General features: G+C 30.2%; 18 protein-coding genes and 1 pseudogene. 14 read left to right on the top strand and 5 right to left on the bottom strand.

Annotated elements, in window-relative coordinates; translation table 11 throughout:
• Positions 1–266 precede the first annotated feature (266 nt).
• From JHL18_RS16625 to JHL18_RS16615, 3 genes are all read left to right on the top strand, one after another.
• On the top strand, positions 267–1,343 hold the full coding sequence (locus tag JHL18_RS16625) for a helix-turn-helix domain-containing protein (protein WP_200271244.1): 1,077 nt from the start codon (positions 267–269) through the stop codon (positions 1,341–1,343).
• Between the two features lie 136 nt (positions 1,344–1,479).
• A complete protein-coding gene (locus JHL18_RS16620) occupies positions 1,480–2,046 on the top strand; it encodes an RNA 2'-phosphotransferase (RefSeq protein ID WP_200271242.1) in 567 nt (188 codons plus the stop codon).
• A 117-nt stretch (positions 2,047–2,163) separates the two neighbouring features.
• Positions 2,164–2,379 (top strand): hypothetical protein, encoded by a 216-nt coding sequence (locus JHL18_RS16615; protein WP_200271240.1) that lies wholly within the window; start codon positions 2,164–2,166, stop codon positions 2,377–2,379.
• A 117-nt stretch (positions 2,380–2,496) separates the two neighbouring features.
• Here the strand turns inward: JHL18_RS16615 and JHL18_RS16610 are convergent, their stop codons facing one another.
• Positions 2,497–3,018, bottom strand: a complete 522-nt coding sequence (locus tag JHL18_RS16610) for a GNAT family N-acetyltransferase (RefSeq protein ID WP_200271238.1) — start codon at positions 3,016–3,018, stop codon at positions 2,497–2,499.
• A 192-nt stretch (positions 3,019–3,210) separates the two neighbouring features.
• On the opposite strand from JHL18_RS16610, the gene JHL18_RS16605 reads away from it, so the two are divergent.
• From JHL18_RS16605 to JHL18_RS16585, 5 genes and pseudogenes are all read left to right on the top strand, one after another.
• Positions 3,211–3,432 carry a helix-turn-helix domain-containing protein gene (locus JHL18_RS16605; RefSeq protein WP_200271235.1) on the top strand — a complete coding sequence of 74 codons (222 nt, stop codon included), beginning with the start codon at positions 3,211–3,213 and terminating at the stop codon, positions 3,430–3,432.
• Positions 3,419–3,877 carry a hypothetical protein gene (locus JHL18_RS16600; RefSeq protein ID WP_200271233.1) on the top strand — a complete coding sequence of 153 codons (459 nt, stop codon included), beginning with the start codon at positions 3,419–3,421 and terminating at the stop codon, positions 3,875–3,877. The genes JHL18_RS16605 and JHL18_RS16600 overlap by 14 nt, the downstream gene beginning before the upstream one ends.
• Before the next feature lie 205 nt (positions 3,878–4,082).
• Positions 4,083–6,419: a sensor histidine kinase gene (locus tag JHL18_RS16595; protein ID WP_200271231.1), complete on the top strand. Its 2,337-nt coding sequence runs from the start codon at positions 4,083–4,085 to the stop codon at positions 6,417–6,419.
• A 391-nt stretch (positions 6,420–6,810) separates the two neighbouring features.
• Positions 6,811–6,924, top strand: a pseudogene (locus JHL18_RS16590) (helix-turn-helix domain-containing protein); the annotation flags it as partial.
• A gap of 15 nt (positions 6,925–6,939) precedes the next feature.
• Positions 6,940–8,418: a DUF4153 domain-containing protein gene (locus JHL18_RS16585; RefSeq protein ID WP_200271227.1), complete on the top strand. Its 1,479-nt coding sequence runs from the start codon at positions 6,940–6,942 to the stop codon at positions 8,416–8,418.
• A 298-nt stretch (positions 8,419–8,716) separates the two neighbouring features.
• Here the strand turns inward: JHL18_RS16585 and JHL18_RS16580 are convergent, their stop codons facing one another.
• Positions 8,717–9,613 (bottom strand): alpha/beta hydrolase fold domain-containing protein, encoded by an 897-nt coding sequence (locus tag JHL18_RS16580; protein WP_200271225.1) that lies wholly within the window; start codon positions 9,611–9,613, stop codon positions 8,717–8,719.
• Positions 9,614–9,891: 278 nt separating this feature from the next.
• A complete protein-coding gene (locus JHL18_RS16575) occupies positions 9,892–10,476 on the bottom strand; it encodes a TetR/AcrR family transcriptional regulator (RefSeq protein WP_200271223.1) in 585 nt (194 codons plus the stop codon).
• A 111-nt stretch (positions 10,477–10,587) separates the two neighbouring features.
• Between JHL18_RS16575 and JHL18_RS16570 the strand changes: the two genes are divergently transcribed.
• Entirely contained in the window at positions 10,588–12,000 is a 1,413-nt protein-coding gene (locus JHL18_RS16570; protein WP_200271221.1) for an MDR family MFS transporter, read from the top strand.
• Positions 12,001–12,252: 252 nt separating this feature from the next.
• Here JHL18_RS16570 and JHL18_RS16565 read toward each other — a convergent pair whose 3' ends face one another.
• Positions 12,253–12,645, bottom strand: coding sequence for a DUF1622 domain-containing protein (locus JHL18_RS16565; RefSeq protein WP_200271477.1), 393 nt, complete (start codon positions 12,643–12,645; stop codon positions 12,253–12,255).
• Positions 12,646–12,682: 37 nt separating this feature from the next.
• Complete coding sequence (locus JHL18_RS16560; RefSeq protein WP_200271219.1) at positions 12,683–13,231, bottom strand: TetR/AcrR family transcriptional regulator; 549 nt, start codon at positions 13,229–13,231, stop codon at positions 12,683–12,685.
• Between the two features lie 151 nt (positions 13,232–13,382).
• Between JHL18_RS16560 and JHL18_RS16555 the strand changes: the two genes are divergently transcribed.
• From JHL18_RS16555 to JHL18_RS16535, 5 genes are all read left to right on the top strand, one after another.
• Entirely contained in the window at positions 13,383–14,291 is a 909-nt protein-coding gene (locus JHL18_RS16555) for a ketopantoate reductase family protein (RefSeq protein WP_200271217.1), read from the top strand.
• A 123-nt stretch (positions 14,292–14,414) separates the two neighbouring features.
• Entirely contained in the window at positions 14,415–15,083 is a 669-nt protein-coding gene (locus JHL18_RS16550) for a response regulator transcription factor (RefSeq protein WP_200271215.1), read from the top strand.
• On the top strand, positions 15,080–16,090 hold the full coding sequence (locus JHL18_RS16545) for a sensor histidine kinase (protein WP_200271213.1): 1,011 nt from the start codon (positions 15,080–15,082) through the stop codon (positions 16,088–16,090). Before JHL18_RS16550 ends, JHL18_RS16545 begins: the two co-directional genes overlap by 4 nt.
• Positions 16,091–16,183: 93 nt before the next feature.
• Positions 16,184–16,951, top strand: a complete 768-nt coding sequence (locus tag JHL18_RS16540; protein ID WP_200271211.1) for an ABC transporter ATP-binding protein — start codon at positions 16,184–16,186, stop codon at positions 16,949–16,951.
• Positions 16,941–18,986 carry an FtsX-like permease family protein gene (locus tag JHL18_RS16535; protein ID WP_200271209.1) on the top strand — a complete coding sequence of 682 codons (2,046 nt, stop codon included), beginning with the start codon at positions 16,941–16,943 and terminating at the stop codon, positions 18,984–18,986. Before JHL18_RS16540 ends, JHL18_RS16535 begins: the two co-directional genes overlap by 11 nt.
• Positions 18,987–19,046 lie beyond the last annotated feature (60 nt).

The following is a 19,046-nucleotide window of genomic DNA, read 5'->3' as shown; positions in this document are numbered from 1 at the left end:
GGATTTAAATAAAAAGTATAGTTATTAAGAAGAAAGTGCTTGCGTTTTGTAAAATGGGCCCTATGGCAAGGACATTTTATTGAGGACGGAGCACTTTTTTCATTAGAGAGAAACTATAACGAGCCCAAAATTCAATCTTTATAGTTGAAGCTCCTTCAAGTTTATTTACTGAAGTTCAACTTTACCTCCATTGTGGCCAGGAGAAATTGGTTTTATAATAAATCTATCGAAGGCCTTTGAAGTAAGAAAAAAACGGAGGTATTAAGTTGGATAAATTAAAGCTTGGGGAAACAATTTTTCAATTAAGAAAAGCAAGGAATATCACTCAAGAACAATTAGCTGCAATCCTTGGTGTTTCAGCAGGAGCAATAAGCAAATGGGAAAATGGAAATTCTACGCCTGATATATCTCTTTTAGCCCCATTAGCACGAGCATTAAAAACATCAATAGATGAATTATTATCCTTTCAGCTGGAGCTCTCAGAAACTGAAGTTACTAATATTAAACAAGAATTGGTTAAAGTTTTCTTACATGAAGGGTATTCTGCTGGAGAAGAAAAGTGTTTGATATATTTAAATGAGTATTCAAATAGCATTTATCTTAAGCTTGAGTTGGCAGCCTTGCTTTATATGTATTTAATCACAGCAGAGAATCCAACGGAAGAATTTATAAAATCAAAAAAACTATATTCTTTGTCCATACTGCAGCAAGTAGTAGAAAGTAGGGATCCTAAGTATACTCCAATAGCTCTTTTTAGTATGGCACAGCTTCAGATGGATATGGGTAATTATGAAGAAAGCGAAAAATCACTTAATGAGTTACCACTACACCCAATAGACCCAGTTGTGCTATATACAAGACTTTATTTGCAACAAGGAAAGAATGAAGAAGCTATAAAATGCTGTAGTAATAAACTACTAAACTATATAATTTATAGTTGTACTATGCTCAGTGCATTAGTTAAGGTTTCAAGGAATGCAAAGGATTATGACAAGGCAAAATTCTATTTAGGTACATGGTATAAACTTCAGAAGATGTTTCAAATAGGGCTAGGTTCAGCGGCAGGTAATTACAGCAAATTATATATTGAAACTAATGAGCTAGAAGCAGCTGCTAGGTGGTTCAAGACCTATGTAAAGGAATATATTTCTGCAAAGTATGACCATAGCAGTAATCAATATTTCGAAAAAATAAAGCTTCAAGCTAATCCTGAAGATCAAAAGATTATTAGAAAAAAAGCTCTTCAATCAATTATAGATGATAAAGAGTTTAAAGTTTTGGATGGAGTAGCAGACTATGAAGAGGGGATTAGGGAATTGAAGACTGCTGTGGAAAATATGTAAAGCTAACTAATTAAGAGGTTTTTACGGAAATTTAATCTATGGCAGTTTCTTGAGATTTTTTTATGTATAAACCAATTGGTTGACTAATAACTCCATAAATATTATCTGAAATGTATAACCTAAATGAGGGGGAAAAATGAAAGAGAATAGAAAAGACCTAGAATTAGGAAAATTTATTAGTCTAATTTTAAGACATAGTCCAGAGACTATAGGTATTACTTTAGATGAACACGGCTGGGCTAAGGTAGAAGAATTAATTGAAGGAATAAATAGAGTAGGGAAAACGATAGATTTTGAGACTCTTGAACGTATTGTTAAGGAAAATAATAAGCAAAGATATAGTTTTAGTGATGATAGAACAAAGGTAAGAGCTAATCAGGGGCATTCGATAGAGGTTGATGTGGAATTAGAGGAAAGTATTCCGCCAAAATACCTTTATCATGGAACTTCAACAAGATTTATTGATAGTATTATGAGTGTAGGAATACAGAAGCAAAGCAGGAAATATGTACATTTATCTATGGATCTTGATACTGCCTTATCAGTGGGCAAGCGTCATGGAAAACCTGTTGTACTGAAGATTGATTCAATAAGAATGTTTGATGATGGGCATAAATTCTATCTTTCAAAAAATGGAGTTTGGTTAACTGATTATGTTTCTGTGAAATATATATCACTTCAGAATAATAAAGATAAAGTTTAAATGTGTATTGATATTCAAGTTTAAAAAAAGATAATATATAAGTATAAGGATATGGGTATGGGTACAAGTAGTATAATTACCATATGAAGTAATTAAGGTCTTATGGAGGTTTTAGATATGAAAAAACTTAATAATTATATAAACTTTGGATTATTATTAAATGCTATTGGTATAATTTCAAGTCGTTTTAACTTGCTACCAAGTTTTACTCAGGGAGTTTGTGTGGGATTAGGACTTACTTTAATACTTGTAGGAATATATGCTGAAAATCATGATTTAGCTAAACTTAAAAACTACAAAAGAAATATATTAAACAAAGCATTAGGAAAATAATATATTTGTTTAATAGTAATTTAGATTCTATGCTATCTTAAATAATACTTATAAAAAAATACTACTGGGTGAATAACATTAACCCAGTAGTATTTTGATATGTCAATATGAAGCGTTTTATATATACAAAGAGTAAATGTTATGAGGATATTTCTTATCTCTAAATAACTCATAATATGAACCGGATAAAGTAAATCCAAGATTTTCAACAAGATGAATTGATTTTTGATTATCAATATAAATACATGCATTTATTTGCTTTATTTTCATCTTATCTATAGCAAATGCGATGATTTCTTTCATTGCCTCGCTCATATAACCTTTTCCCCAATAGTTTTCTTTTAGATCATAACCTACATCAACCTTACTTTCTCTCTGGTTCCAGCAGTGAAAACCACATGTGCCTATTTTTGATCCATCTGATTTTTGTATAATGACCCAGCGGTGTTGTAACCGTGGCTCAGGTTGTATATAAGAATCTATTATCTCATCAGCACCTTCTATTTCAGTCAACGGCTCAGCGTCAAATAAATATCTGTTCACTACACCATCTGAAAATTCACTGAAGATAAAATCCCTATCATCAATAGATATGTTTTTGAGCAGTAATCTTTCTGTTTCTATATCTTTAAATAACATGTACTTATTCCCCCCTATATAGTTGTAATAGTAAAAGCAAATATGTGAAACATCATAAACTTTTGTTAATTATAACATTAATTTGTAATTGTGTAAAATAAATACCGGATAATTTGCAAAGCTTACTTGACAGTTTATGCAAAGTTAACTATACTAAAGATGCAAAGTATACTTTGCTAGGAGGTTTGTTTTGTGAAAACACGAATTCAAGAATTGCGAAAAAAGCATAGATTATCTCAAGAAGAATTAGCATCTGCAGTAGGTGTTACAAGGCAGACAATAACTTCATTAGAGTGCGAAAAGTACACGGCTTCTTTAGTTCTAGCTTATAAAATATCAAAGTACTTTGGGTTGCCCATTGAAGAGGTATTTGATTTTTCAGAAGTGGAGGAGTTATATAGTGGAGAAATTTAAGGGTGATTTGAAGAAAAGAATAGTTTTTATGATTTTAGGGGATGTATTAGCGATTTTTCTAATAATTATGGCAGGTGTCTATTTTAATAATATTAGCATAGCTCATGGTAATAGAAATATAACAAATATAATACGTGGTTATCAGATAGGGACATTTGTGTGTACACATGGTATTGTGCTTGTGTACATTAAAAAATATATAAAAGCACTAAAAGACAAAGAAAAATTAAGACAATTGTATATAAAAGAGAACGATGAAAGAAAAAAATTTATTGTGAGTAAATTCGGTGGAGTAGGGTTTGACTTTTGTTTAGCAACAATTCAAATCGCTGCTATAATAACTGGATTTCTTAATCAAATAGCATTTCTGACACTAATAGTAGTTGCACTTTTTATGTCCTTTGTAAAAGGATCTCTTTTTATCTATTATTCACGCAAGTTTTAATAAAAAGTGGTTTAAACAGTAATGTTTAGACCATTTTTTAATTTGTTTTGGTCTAGAACTTACCAAAGATGAATGGTAAAATGAGGATTGAATAAGAAATTAATAAACTTTCTAAAACATATAGTAAATAGTGGAATTAGATGTTACAATGTTAGCATTTAAATAAACGTAAGATACAGCTGTTTTGCAGGTTGGAGGGATTCTTATGAATAGTAGTACTTCATTAAGAGGCGTTAAAGAGCTTTCTTTTATTGTGGTAGATAATGGCGCTGTTGTAGAGGTTAGTGAAGAATTTGTAGATATGACCGAGTTTAGAGCTCAGGAACTTTTAAATAAAAATATAGAAGATGTATTTACAACTTTAAGAATTGGACCAGATGTTAACTATGGGGATATAGATGAATCTGCTGAATATTTTTTGTTTACAAAATCGCTTGAAGTTAGATTTGTTGATATATATGTTAAAGAAGACGACAATGGAGAAATATTTATTTTCTCTGAAAAGCCTAATTCTCGTCTTAATATGAAGTTTTTAGCACTAGAAGCTTTAAGTTCTCATAATGTATTTGGTGTTGCTATCTTTAGTATGCCTGATATAACTCTACTAAAGGCAAATCAGACTTGGCTTAATTTTCTTGACAAGCCATTTAATAATAAAGAGAATTCTCTAGGTAAAGGAATATCTGAATTTATACCAAGGTGGTCTGGTAGTACTTCTGAAGATATATGGAAGAATGTACTTTCAACACAAGAACCATTTTATAATGATGAGTATATGTATGAGTTTGTAAGAGGTGTGACCTACTGGCAGGCAAGTCTCACTCCTGTGTTTGAGAATGGTATTTTAAAATACTGTGTTGAGATTACAACAGATGTAACAGACAAGGTTTTAGATAGGAAAAGAGTAGAAGAGCAGGCTAAGATTATTGAGCAACAAAATAAACAGTTAAGGCGGCAGGCGGCCTTACTAGACCTTTCGTCTGAAGCTGTTTTGGCTTGGAAATTAGATGGAGGCATCACTTACTGGAATAAAGGAGCGGCGCAGCAATATGGTTACAGTGGTGAGGAAGCTATGGGTTGTGTTAGTCATGACTTGTTGAAAACAGTACATCCAGAACCCTTCGATAATATAAGACCAATACTTTTAAGAGAAGGAGTTTGGAGTGGAAATATAGAGCACACTAGGAAAGATGGTAGCAAGCTTATAGTTGAGACAAGACATCAATTAGTGGTGGATGAACATGGACATCAGATAGTGCTTGAAACCAATCGTGATATCACTGAAAAGGTAAGACAGCAAGAAGAATTACGGAAGCAGAAAGAATTATTGGACACTATGCTTGATAATATTCAAGAGTATATCTATGTATTCGATAGGGAAGAAAAATATGTAATAACAAGTAAAAAGGCGAGAGAAGATTTTTCAGCCAAATCAAATAAGTCTAAAGATATAGGCAAAAAAATTAAGTATTACGATTTAGATGGGAAAAACGTTGTTTTTGATAAAACTCCTATTTGTCGTGTAAAGAACGGAGAATGTGTAAGGGGGGAGGTTTTGGCTTTCAATTTAAATGATAGGCTGAATTACACTGTTACTAGTGGAACGCCAATTCATGATGAAGAAGGTAACTTTTTATATGGGATGATAAACTCCCTTAATATCACAGAGCTTATGACAAGCCAGCAAGCACTAAAAGAAGCTCAAGAAAGATTGTTAGCTGCGGAACGTGAAAAGAATGAAGCACTTGAAAAAGCTATAGAGATGAAGGATGAGTTTTTATCAATTATCTCACATGAGTTTAGAACACCACTTAACGTCATCAATATGGCGATACAAACTTTAAACCTTGTATATCCCCATCAAATGACAGATATTATTAAAAAGTATGTGGGAACTATAAAGCAAAATACTAATAGGCAGCTAAGACTTGTTAATAATCTTCTTGATATTACCAGGGTTAATGCAGGACATATAAAAGTACATAAAAAGAATATAGATATAGTTTTTCTTACTAAAGCTATAGTTGAATCTGTATGTGAGTTTGCGCTGCAAAAGGAAATAAAACTTAAATTTAAATCTTCCTTTGAGAAAAAGATAATAGGAATTGATGATGAAAAATATGAGAGAATTATTTTAAACCTCCTATCTAACGCAATTAAATTTACCCCTATAGGTAAAAACATCGATATAAAATTAATCATGTTAAAAGGTAATATATGCGTTGAAGTTATGGATTCTGGAATAGGGATACCTCCGGAAAAATTAGATGTAATCTTTGAGAGATTTGGACAAGTTGATAGTTCATTGTCAAGACAAGCAGAAGGTACAGGTATAGGATTAGCCTTGGTAAAAAGATTTGTTGAGGCCTTAGATGGTAGCATATCAGTTGAAAGTAAGGAGGGTATTGGCACTACCTTTACGATACTTCTTCCAGATGAAACTGCGGTAGAAGAGTGCAATGAGAACATAATGATTGATCTTATGAATGATGATCGTCTTGTGCAAGCTACTAATATAGAATTTTCTGATATATATTTATAGGATAATTACATATTTAACGTATTTATATGTGTTTGTTAACTATGTGTTTAATATATTAAACAAAGACATATAAAGATGAAATTATTATTTTACTTAAGAATAGCTATTAGGGCTATTCTTTTTATTTTGTTATATATTTAAAGATGCATATCTTAAATATATCCTGATTTTAAGACATGGTGAGTTGTACATCTGTATAATTGTAAATTTGAAAGATTGCTTTTCAATTTACAAAGTGGCCACTCGTCTTTCTATTAACCGAACTAAAATATGTTTATGTATATTCAATAACTTTTTATTGAAAAACAATAAAAAGTTATTGAAATTATTAAAAATTTATAGTATTATGAAATCAGAAAGTTGGCAAATGGTTTTGATATTTATGAGTGCCAATACAAATTTATACATAATAAACACTGGAAAGGCAATAAGATTTCCTACAGTGGAGTCTATATGCAAGGAGCTTAATTGCCAACCGGGAGATATTTTAGAGTTTAGAGGATAATAGGGGAGTGATGAAATGGAAGATAATAAAAATTTAGAAACTAAAACTAAAGATGGACTGTACTGTATATTATTTTCACTACTGCTTGGGGTGACCTTTGACAGATTGTTTATTGATAAAAATTTTGGAGTATCTTACTTTATATTCATAGGGTTATGCATAGGATTTTTCTTATGGTCCATAAGAGCTAGAAGTGTAGAAAAAAGCTTTGGATGGTTTTTACTTATACCAATAGCATTGCTGTCTTTTAGTTTTACGATTCATACAAATCAAGTATTTAATGTATTCAACTTTTTAGGGGTTCCAATTCTTATGATTGCAAGCTCTATTTTGATAGTAAATCCTAAGCTTAAATGGGATAAAGCTAGCTTTATAGTTGAAATATTAAGAAGAGCAGTAGGAGATATGTTCAATAATGTTGGGAAACCATTTTCAATTTTAAAGGCTTCAATTAAGTTGGGGAAAACTGTTAAGATTAAGGAAGGAAAAAAACAGATATTAATTGGTATACTTGTTTCTTTGCCTTTACTTGTAATATTAATAGTACTATTAAGCTCTGCAGACATGGTTTTTGGTTACTACTTTGATAACATCACAAATGTTTTCAATAATATAGATACAGGTGAATTTATACCACATACAATAGTGAGTTTAGTTGTGTTTTTCTATCTATTTGCTTATGTTTGGAGCTTTCAAAGTGAGAGAAAAGCTTCAGGGAAAGTGGCGAAATCTCCTGCTGCAGCCTGGGGAGGCATCACTATAATAACTGTATTAATATTCTTAAATGTTTTATATTTGGTTTTCACTATTATTCAATTTTCATATTTATACGGGGGAGGCAAGGTGGCACTTCCAGCAGGATTTACCTATGCTGATTATGCTAGAAAAGGCTTCTTTGAGTTAGCAGCGGTTAACTTTATTAATTTTATAATAGTGCTAAGCTGTGTAAAGCGTATAAATAAAGAAAATACAAAGATTTTAAGAACTGCAAATGTTCTTTTAACTATACTTGTAGCCTTCACTTTAAATATGCTTTTCTCTGCAAACTTTAAGCTTACTTTGTATGAGAACGCCTTTGGATATACTTTCTTAAGAGTATCAGTGCATTTATTCATGCTGCTACTTTTCACACTTTGTTTAGTTGTGGCTGCTGGTATTTGGTACAGAAAGATTCCTATAATGAAGAGCATAATTGTGATAACAATAAGTATGTATACTGTAATAAACTATATGAATATAGATGGCTTTATAGCTAGAAAAAATATAGAGCGATTTAATGAAACTGGAAAGTTAGATGCTTATTATTTGACTACCTTGTCTTATGAAGCGGTTCCTTATTTGATTGAAGCTAGAGACAAAGGCGATAATATTATAAAAGATATTATAAATGGAAATTTGAAATACAGAAAAGAAACCCTTGATAGAGAAAAGTCATGGAGTGAATTTAATTTTAGTAAGAATAAAGCTAAAGAATTATTGAACCAGGGGAGTTAATGATTTAAGTAGTTTATCAATTCAGCGGAATAGATACTCCAGTTCTATGTAAATATTACTAAGAGATATTTCTATCAACCATTAATGTAATAGAATTATAAAATATATATTTCATTTGGAACTTGCCTATCTATATTAACTAAAATTATATGGTGCAGAGTTTGGAGCTTAATATATTAAATATTTCTGAAATAGACTTAATAAGAAGGACTTACTGTGATAGTGTAAGTCCTTGGTTAGTTTTTATGAGAGAATTGTGATATGTTAATGAAGAGTGTTAAATTGCATTAAGGTGTTACTATGACTCTATAATTTCAATAATCTGGTTAGTTGCTTGTTTCGATTCAGGAAAGAAAAATAATGGCCAAATATGAATCATTGAAGTATATTCATAATAATTTATTTTTACTCCTTTTTCATCTACTATTTTCTTGAATTTTTTAGCATCAGGATACAATATATCATGTGTACCGATGAACAAACTAATTTTACCTAGCCCTTCCAAGTTACCATATATAGGGCTAATTAAGTAGTGTTTTGGACCCTTCTCTCCTGCATACCACTTCATTATATCAGCAATCGCAGGCACAGCTAGTATTGGATCAAGTTTTTCTACTTCATGTATTTCTGGATTACTGAATGTCATATCCAAAGTAGGTGATATAAGAATAATATTGCCAGGTTGTGGCAGACCCTTTTCTTTTAACAATTGTGCTAAAGAAAGACTCATTCCTCCACCTGCTGAATCACCCATAATTACAACATCTTCAAACTTTGTGTCTGAAATAATTTGCTGATATATGGGAACAATCATGTCAAAAACCTCTTGGTGTTGATGCTTTGGAGCTAAAGGATAAATTGGAACAGTGATTGTACAATTTAAGGAGTCTATTAATCTGCCTAAAAACTCCCAATGAGGACTCATAATCTCATATACATACCCGCCCCCGTGAAGAAAAAGAATATGCTTTTTTCCCACATTGTTTAACGGTTTCATTGTATAACAACAATAACCATTAAACTCCTTTTCACTAATGTTATAATCTCTTTGAACTTTTTTTGGAGGTTCATGGCTTTCTGATAACTGTTTCTTCTCTATATTTTTTCTTAATTCATCGCCAGTTACTTCCCACATTTTTTTTAGTTTAACAATCTTCAATATAGCTTTTAATAACTTGCTTTGAATACTTTCCATACGATTTACTCCCTATTTTTGTTTGTTATAGTCAATCCATGTGATAGTTTGAAATACAAGATTATTATAGTATGTGAAATTAAAGTTAATTTAAAGCTTTTATAAAGTTTTTATAAAGTTACATGTGATTCATTGTTTATAGGATTCATAACTCAACTATTGATTTATACGTGCCCAATAATCTCCAGAATCCGGGATTATCGAACAAGTATAAATAAGTAGAAAAAACTTACTGAAGAAGTCGCTTCAATAAGTTTTTTTTATGAACAAATGTGATATTACATGTCCAAAGTATGTTTATAAGTTGGAATTAAGATATCATCAACCATATGTATTATAGTGTTCTTATTTAAATTTCCAATTAATACTGCATTTATAATCAAATTCATTGGTAGAGCTTTTGTAGTATTTGTGAGTTTTTCTTTATCTATTTCTTTTCTCTCATGTGCATGATTAAATACCTGCTCTAGTATTGGAGTTAGAACATTTTCTGAATTAATTGTGCTCAAAATATCTATGAATGAAACCTTTTGCAGTTGATCACGTAAAATTCCTCGAACTGTATCTTCAGCTAGCAATTCTATAATACCAATAACAGGAAAGAAAAGTTCAACTAAATCATTTTTTAAATCACCAGTATTAGGATCTTTAAGCTTAAACTCAGGTAAGTGCTGCTTTGCAGCTGATATAATAATATCAGCTTTTCCACTCCATCTGCGATAAAGAACAGTTTTGGTTGTGCTAGCATTCTCTGCGATGCTATCCATGGTAAGCTTTTCATAACCGCATTCTTTTAGTAGCTGCCAGGTACTATCAAGAATTGCATCTTCTAATTCTTTTCCTCTTCGCCTATTTTTTATCATAAAAATTCCCTCAATCAAAAATTTTTTCTATTGACAATTATAACATAAGGGCATATTATATACCACATAGAAATAAGATACTACAGTATCTTATATTTTTGGAGGTGTATCATGGTAAATGAAGTGAAAAGAAGCGAATCAATAGTTGTAATAGCACTTATATTAGTTTTAGGTGCAATAGCTCCAATGTTAGATGCAACAATGACAAATGTTGCAGTAAATACGATCATGAAGGATCTTGGTGCTGGAGTTGATAGTATTCAATGGGTAAGCACAGGGTATGTATTAGCCTTAGGGATTATTGTTCCTATTACAGGTTGGGCTATTGAATGGATTGATGGAAAAAAACTTTATCTTTATGGTTTGATGTTTTTCTTAGCTGGATCAGTGGTTGCATCAGTTTCTACGTCAATTGGTTTATTGATTGCTGGACGAGTTATTCAAGGTATCGGAAGTGGGATTATAATACCACTACTCACCACCTTAATTGTTCGTTCCTCAGGTGGTGAAAACTTAGGAAGTCTAATGTCAATTATCGGTATTCCTGCTGTTTTAGCTCCAATTCTTGGACCAACCTTTGGTGGTTTCATCGTAAACTCATTGGATTGGCACTGGATTTTTTATATTAATGTTCCTATAGTTATTATTTCAGCAGCATTAATTATTTTTGGCTTACCAAACTTTGAACCAAGTAAGAAAGGAAAAAAATTAGATATTCCAAGTATTGTTCTTTTAGGTGGATCCTTCACTAGCTTCATTTTAGGAATTTCAAAGGTAAGTGAATTAGTATCAGGTACTTCAAATAAGGCAGTTTTACCATTAATAATAAGTGTTCTGCTTATGGGTGGATATGTAGCCTATGCTATTTTAAAAGAAAAGAGTGCACTAGTAAGTTTGAAACTCTTCAAAATAAAAAATTTCTCAGCATCAACAATTTTGCTTGTGATGTCAGGATTGACAGTGAATGGAGTAATGTTCTTATTACCGCTTTATCTACAAAATATTAGAGGACTTAGTGTTGTTTGGTCAGGTATTTATTTAATTAGCCAAGGTATAGGACTTTTGGTCTCTAGAAGTTTAGTTGGAAAACTAACAGATAAATTAGGAGCTAGGATTGTGGTACAAGTCTCAGTGTTTATTGGAATTGCTGGAACACTACCATTTACATTATTTACAGCATCAACAAGTAATCTTTGGATTATCCTTGTGCTATTTATTCGTGGCATTGCCCAAGGTGGTTTAACTATTCCTGTAATGTCTGATTCTTATAATAATGTTCCAAAGGAATTAATATCCGAAGCAACCACTGCCACACGTATGCTGCAAAACATTGGAGGAGCAATTGGTACTGCGATTTTGGCTACCATCATTCAACATTCAATTGGATCACAAGCACCAACAAAAGACTTACTTTTAACTTCTTATCATAATTCTTTTGTATTTACTGTTGTTAGTTTAGTGGTTGCCTTGATTCCAGCTTTCTTCTTAACTAATAATCGCAAAAAGGAAGTTGTGAAAGCATAGAGTTACAGTGAATATAATAATGGCTTTGCTTTTAGTTTATTCTGCAAGTATCTTAATTATATAAGAAGTGAGGGTAGACAAGATTTATGGAATGAATCTAATTTTAGTAAGAATAGAGTTATATGATTATTAAACCAGGGTAGTGAATATCCTGGTTTTTCATATGTCTGAGATATTTATTTGAGTTTTGATAGCTATACTATAGGAGGAGATTGAATTCTATAGGTAATTCTGGTACTACTAGAAATGTAATTAACTTGGTTGACTATTTTCAGTAGCTTTCATCTCTTTATTTAGGAAATAAGATATTATTGTTCTAATTATAACTATAGTAGCTAGCCTTAAAATATCATGCATGGTAGGGTTTAATATAGAATCTATAATATCTGCACTTATTAGAACCTCTAGACCTAATAGTATATAAGAGCCTAAATGATTTTTTGTGGATGTAATCTTTTGAACTATATTTGATCTATTATCAATGGAGATCTCCACTTTAATAAAGTTTATCAGGCAGAGAAGAACTCCCCAAACTATGATTATTATAGATAAGCCTTGTAAACCTATAATAAGGATTTCAAGAATTTTCTTAATATCCAATATGGCACCTCCTTTATTAAAATATAGCTTACCCGTAAGTACCATATTATAAACCAATATCTTTTTAATGAGCAAATAAACTTTACTTAGAATACGGTGTTATCCCATTTGTATATAGGGTATCTACTAACTTTAACAATTCTTCTGACGATAAATCCCTTTCTTGTCGGAGCCAAAGACGAAATAAGGAAAGTGATGTTGATATGTAAAACTCAATCAAGTATGGAGTTAAAATATTATATTCGGGAAAGTTTAAGTCTAATTTATCAAATGGAATTTCTCTTTTCAAGCGTTCTAAAAAATGTACACTTCCATAATCACCCAACAGAGCCTTGAGAGTTGATATATGCTCGCTCTTTTCAAAGCAATTAAGTGTATTTTCAATAAGATCTGTAAAGGCCTCTTTATTCGCAAACTCCTCTTTTATGTAGTTCAATAAATCAGCTTCAACGAAGTCTAACAATTCGTAAATGTCAGCAAAGTATTGATAAAATGTACTACGATTATATCCAGCTTTACTGGTAATATCTTTAATCGAGATTTTTTCAATGGGTTTTTCACTATATAACTCACAAAAAACATCTATAAATGCTTGCCTTGTTTTTTCTGTAATTTCAGGTTGCTTTTTCATTTTACCCTCCTTGTTATGAACGAAAATATCATCCAACAAATAATGAAAAACTGATGGTTGATAAAGCTATAATAAAGCTTTACAATCCTATTATACAACGCGTTGTCTTATAATCAAGAGAATATATTATCAATAAAATAGGAGTGGTTTTATGTCTGTAAGACAAAATAGAATTTTAATTTTTGGTGCAGGTGTTATAGGAAGCATATACGCAATGAAATTTATTGAAGCAGGAATTGACGTTACTATGTTTGCACGTTCTAATAGGTTTAAAGCATTGAAAGAGAAAGGACTACAATATAGTGAAAAAGGTGTAGTTAAATCTATAAAAGTAAAGGTCATTGATAAGCTTGAAAATGATGATGTATATGACTTTATTTTCGTTACAGTCCGTTATGATAAGTCTGAATCAGCGTTGTTAGCACTAAAAGACAATGAAAGCAAAAATATAGTTACGATGACAAACAGTTCAATTGGGTTTTCGACTTGGCAAGATATTGTTGGAGATAGACTTTTACCAGGTTTTCCTGGTTTTGGAGGGCAGATAAAAGATGGGATATTATATGCCAGGATCCCACCAAAGATTTTAGTGGCTTCTATGTTTGGAGAAAATAATGGTTTAGTGACAGAACGCATAGAAAACCTCGCAAAATTATTTGAAACAGCAAAACTTCCTTATACAATTAATAAGGATATGAAAGCATTTCTAATAACACATTCAATATCGGATATTGCACTTTTGGGCGGTTTATATTTTGAAAATAACATAAGTAATGAAAAAACAGCAAGAACCAGAAAAACGGCACACAAAATAACAATCACATTAAAAGCATATTTAAGGGCAATACAAAAAGCTGGAGTATCTATTAATCCCTCTGCATTTAAAATTGTGCTTAAATCTCCAAATTTCATTCTGAAAGTTTTCTTTATGATGTGGCTAAGATCTAAAATGGTGAAGGATATGATGCTACCGGATTATGCCAGTAGCGCAAACAACGAAGTTGTGAAACTTAATAATGATTTATTGAAGTTTTTAAGTGAAAATGATGTCACAATATAAGAACGGAAAAATTGTAAGTGATATAACGTTAAACCAATTTTTTCAATATTTATTTTGAAGTTGTGTAGTAAGTGAGATAAAATAATTAATAGGATAAAAGAAATGATAAATGGAGAGAAAAGCATGTTTACAGTAATGATAATTGATGATAATGAACAGCTTCAAAATGAAATAGGGAACTTGTTGATGATAAGTGGTTATTCGGTGTTGAAACCGAGAACTTTTGATAACATACCACAAATAGTAAAAGAAAATAGTCCAGAATTGATTTTATTAGATATAAATTTACCTAATGATGATGGATTTAAGATATGTACTGAAATACGTAGCTTTTCAAAGGTACCTATAATCTTTATAACAAGTAGAAATACAAATATAGATGAACTTATGGCAATAACCTTAGGTGGAGATGATTTTATTACAAAACCATATAATACCCAAATACTTTTAGCTAGAATAAATGCACTTATTAAAAGAGCATACCCCAATGATTCTAACTTAGAGGTAATTGAATATAATGGGCTGAAGTTAAATATCTTAACAAGTACTATTGAACATAGTGGTTATAGCGAAGAGCTTACAAAAAACGAATTAAAAATATTATATTACCTATTAATCAATAAAGAAAAAATTGTATCTAGAGTTGAAATTATGGAGTATCTATGGGACAATTCTATGTTTGTAAATGATAATACTCTCACTGTAAATATTACAAGAATAAGAAGCAAAATAGAAAAAATAGGGCTGGATTGTTTTATTAAAACTAAAAGAGGCCAAGGTTATATAGTATGAGTTTAAAAGATTATTTAAAATGTAACGCTGGAACAATATCTTTAAATATTGTAGCTTTGATAGTCTTATCTATATTTCTTCTAAGTATAGGTAATGAATTTGCAACAATAGTGATAATAGCATCGTCATGGATTAGTGTTTTACTTGTTTACTTTTTCACTGCTTATAAAAAAAGAAAAGACTATTTTGAATTAGTTGAAAAATACGTATCAAAAATAGATAAAAAATACTTAATAAGCGAAGTGCTAGAAATCCCACCTTTTCTTGAAGCAAAGCCCTATTACTATCTTTTAAAAAGATCAAGCAAAGCAATGAGAGAAGAAATCAATAAAGAAAAATTAATAATTAAAGATTATAAGGAGTATATAGAACAATGGGTTCACGAAGTAAAGACTCCAATAGCTCTTATAAAGTTAATAGAAGAAAATAATAGAACAACTAAGAGTTCAGCAATACTTATGCAATTAGAAGAGATTGATAGATATGTAGAGCAAGCGTTGTTTTATGCAAGAACTGAAGATGTAGATAAAGATTATCTTGTGAAGGAAATAAGCTTACAGCATTGTGTGAATAGTGTAGTTACAAGAAATAAACAAGGCTTTATTTTAAATGGTATAAACATAGATATTGATAATCTAGATAGGACAGTATATTGCGATAGTAAATGGCTTGAATTTATTCTAAATCAGATAATAGTAAATGCTATAAAGTATAGGAAAGATGAAAATCCAAAAGTTAAGGTATATTTATCTGTTATAAAAAATGGGATTAAATTAATCGTTGAAGATAATGGAATAGGTATACCTCAGGATGAAACAGATAGGGTATTTCATAAAGGTTTTACAGGAAATGTAGGCAGATTGAGTAACAAATCTACTGGGATTGGATTGTATCTATGCAAAAAATTATGTGATAAATTAGGATTATTAATAGATATAGAATCAGAAATAAATACATATACAAAAGTTATTATTACTTTTCCTATAGGGAGCTTTTGTAAGTTATAAATTAGTAAGGTTACAACATTGTCACCTAAAAGTAATATTAAATCGAATCTAGCATGTGATATATAAGTTAAAATATCTTTGAGGTGATTAATAATGAGTGAAATATTAAAAATAAGTAATATTGAAAAATACTATGGAAATAAGGGGAATGTAGTTAAAGCTATTGATGATATAAGTTTTAATGTAAAAAAAGGCGAATTTGTTGGCGTAATGGGGCCATCTGGATCAGGTAAGACAACATTGTTAAATTTGATTGCGACAATTGATGATGTTAGTTCAGGTAATATTTATTTAGATGGAAAAGATTTAACAGAGATAAATCAAAAAAATATAGCAAAGTTTAGAAGAGAAAACTTAGGCTTTATATTTCAAGATTTTAACTTGTTAGATACATTGACTATCCATGAAAATATAGCTTTAGCTCTTACCTTAAATAAAACCAAAAAAAGTGAAATAGATAATAGAGTGTTTAGTGTTTCAAGAGAGTTAGGAATAGAAGATCTACTTTTAAAATATCCGTATGAAGTATCAGGAGGGCAAAAACAAAGAACTGCTTGTGCAAGAGCGTTAGTAACTAATCCTAAATTGATACTAGCTGATGAACCAACAGGAGCACTTGATTCAAAATCTGCTCAAATATTAATAGAGATGATATCAAATTTAAATAAAGATTTAGATGCAACAATATTAATGGTAACACATGATTCTTTTACTGCTAGTTATTGCGACAGGATATTATTTATTAAAGATGGAAAAATATTTACAGAGTTAGTAAAAGGTCAAAATACACGAAGGCAATTTTTTAATAAGATATTAGATGTAGTAGCGTTATTAGGTGGTGATGTTAGAGATGTACGCTAAGTTAGCCAAAAATAATGCGAAAAAATCTATAAAAGACTATCTAATTTATTTTATAACAATAACAATATGTGTGAGCTTATTTTATGCAATTACATCTCTTTCTAGTTCAAGCTATGAACTAATTACTGAAAAATCCTATAACTTTAAAACTTTAGAATTAATATTAAAGTATTCAACTTATATAATTACAGCAATCCTTATTTTGCTTGTATCTTATGTAAATAAATATATGATAAGAAGACGACAAAAAGAATTTGCAACATATATATTGCTGGGAGCAGAACAAAAAAGCGTGGCATTAATGTTTTTTATTGAAACTCTTGTAGTGGGAATCTTAGCTATAATAGCAGGAATATTCGTAGGGACATTATTTTCGCAAGTAATTACAGCTATAGTCTTAAAAAGTGCTAAACAAGAAGTAGTATTTAGCTTAAGGTTATATATGGATACAGTTGGAATTACATTTATATTTTTTATAATAATGTTTTGTATAGTAGGATTATATAATGTTGTGGTATTAAGAAAAATCAAAGTTATAGACATGTTGAATGCGAATAAACAAGTTGAGTTCCAGTTTAAAAGAAGTGGTAAAATATACAGTATAATATTTGCATTTTCAATAATTTTATATACTATTTGTGGTAGTTGTACTTTTAAATTGATAAATTCAAAAATTGATTATAGTGTAAAATCATTAATATATATTGGTGTATCACTAATTACTTTTATTATAGGGACTTACGCGTTATTTTATTCAATTGCATATATAATGATTTACATAAAAAATAAGAGGATTAATTTTAAATATGAAGGCACAAATTTATTTTTAATAGGGTCAATAGTATCTAAAGTAAAGACTGCACCGATATTAATGGCCACGTTATCAATGACTTTTTTAGGAGCTATGATAAGTTTTATAATAACAATTGTAATGGCTCAGTGGGCATTGGGATATTTAAACATGAGAGTTCCATATGATATAGATATAAGAAATAATTATAGTGCTAATTTTTTAGCAAAAGCTAAGCTAGAGGATTCTGGACAGCTACCTAAGTTAGATTATAGCGAAGTTGTCGATTATTTAAAGAATAAAGGTTACGATGTAATGGATTACTGTCAGGTAGAAAAATACATAGTAAATTTAGAAGGGAATAGTAAGCCTATATCAGCAATTAAATTAAGTGATTTTAATAAACTAAGAAGTATGCTTGGGTATGAGAAAATAGAACTTAAAAACAATGAATTTACCACTCAATGGCACAATGCTACTACAGATGAAGTAATAAATGACTATGTAACTAAACATTCTAATTTGAATATCAATGGTGTAACATATAAAATCAGCAAGAATTCAGTTTATAAAGAATCCATTGGAGAAGGTTTTTACCAGATTGTAGAAAATATTATAATTTTACCAGATAAAGTATGTGATAAACTTGATCATATAGAAACTAATTTTGTAGCTAATCTTAACCATGAAATGAGTTATGAAGAAGCCAATGATTTTCAATATAAATATGTAGATAATTGGTTTAGAAAAAATAATGCTGAGTTCACAGCAAAGTACATCGACAGATATGATATAGCACAAAATGTAATTAGAACAAGGATAAAATCATTAGAAACAAACACTATCTTAAATACAACTTTAGCTATGAGAATTCTTGGCATATATTTAGGTGGAGTACTTCTAATGATAAGTTTAACTATTTTATCACTTAGTCAACTTACTGATTCTATAGAGCATAAGGATAGATTTAATGTGCTTAAGAGGTTAGGTGTTGAAAAAAATGAAATAAATAAGATTATATTAAAACAAATTTCAATATATTTTATAGTTCCTATTACTATAGCAATGATTGGGACTGCAATATTTATATATAATTATTATTTGTTTTATAAGGATATAATTACAGTTTTTGTTGGAGACACAACCTTTGTTTTAAGTGTGACCTTTGGAGTTGTTTTAATGCTTCTTATACTTATATGTTACTTTGTAGGAACCTATTATACTTTCAAGAGAAATGTCAATTGAATATCAAATGGTGCACTTGTGATGTAAATTTCTTATAGTGTGTTTTTCAGAAAGAAAAGA

Origin of the sequence: Clostridium yunnanense, assembly GCF_016595795.1 — a bacterium.
Lineage (GTDB): Bacteria > Bacillota > Clostridia > Clostridiales > Clostridiaceae > Clostridium_AR > Clostridium_AR yunnanense.
Note: the sequence above shows the minus strand (reverse complement) of the source record. Positions and strands in the feature narration are given on the sequence as shown.

Bases quoted from the DNA above. Each gene is read 5' to 3' on its own strand.
- JHL18_RS16560 (WP_200271219.1), bottom strand. From the start codon at position 13,231: ATGAAAAAGCAACCTGAAATTACAGAAAAAACAAGGCAAGCATTTATA.
- JHL18_RS16545 (WP_200271213.1), top strand. From the start codon at position 15,080: ATGAGTTTAAAAGATTATTTAAAATGTAACGCTGGAACAATATCTTTA.
- JHL18_RS16565 (WP_200271477.1), bottom strand. From the start codon at position 12,645: ATGGTACTTACGGGTAAGCTATATTTTAATAAAGGAGGTGCCATATTG.
- JHL18_RS16535 (WP_200271209.1), top strand. From the start codon at position 16,941: ATGTACGCTAAGTTAGCCAAAAATAATGCGAAAAAATCTATAAAAGAC.
- JHL18_RS16550 (WP_200271215.1), top strand. From the start codon at position 14,415: ATGTTTACAGTAATGATAATTGATGATAATGAACAGCTTCAAAATGAA.
- JHL18_RS16585 (WP_200271227.1), top strand. From the start codon at position 6,940: ATGGAAGATAATAAAAATTTAGAAACTAAAACTAAAGATGGACTGTAC.
- JHL18_RS16580 (WP_200271225.1), bottom strand. From the start codon at position 9,613: ATGGAAAGTATTCAAAGCAAGTTATTAAAAGCTATATTGAAGATTGTT.
- JHL18_RS16570 (WP_200271221.1), top strand. From the start codon at position 10,588: ATGGTAAATGAAGTGAAAAGAAGCGAATCAATAGTTGTAATAGCACTT.
- JHL18_RS16610 (WP_200271238.1), bottom strand. From the start codon at position 3,018: ATGTTATTTAAAGATATAGAAACAGAAAGATTACTGCTCAAAAACATA.
- JHL18_RS16595 (WP_200271231.1), top strand. From the start codon at position 4,083: ATGAATAGTAGTACTTCATTAAGAGGCGTTAAAGAGCTTTCTTTTATT.
- JHL18_RS16555 (WP_200271217.1), top strand. From the start codon at position 13,383: ATGTCTGTAAGACAAAATAGAATTTTAATTTTTGGTGCAGGTGTTATA.
- JHL18_RS16540 (WP_200271211.1), top strand. From the start codon at position 16,184: ATGAGTGAAATATTAAAAATAAGTAATATTGAAAAATACTATGGAAAT.
- JHL18_RS16615 (WP_200271240.1), top strand. From the start codon at position 2,164: ATGAAAAAACTTAATAATTATATAAACTTTGGATTATTATTAAATGCT.
- JHL18_RS16575 (WP_200271223.1), bottom strand. From the start codon at position 10,476: ATGATAAAAAATAGGCGAAGAGGAAAAGAATTAGAAGATGCAATTCTT.
- JHL18_RS16620 (WP_200271242.1), top strand. From the start codon at position 1,480: ATGAAAGAGAATAGAAAAGACCTAGAATTAGGAAAATTTATTAGTCTA.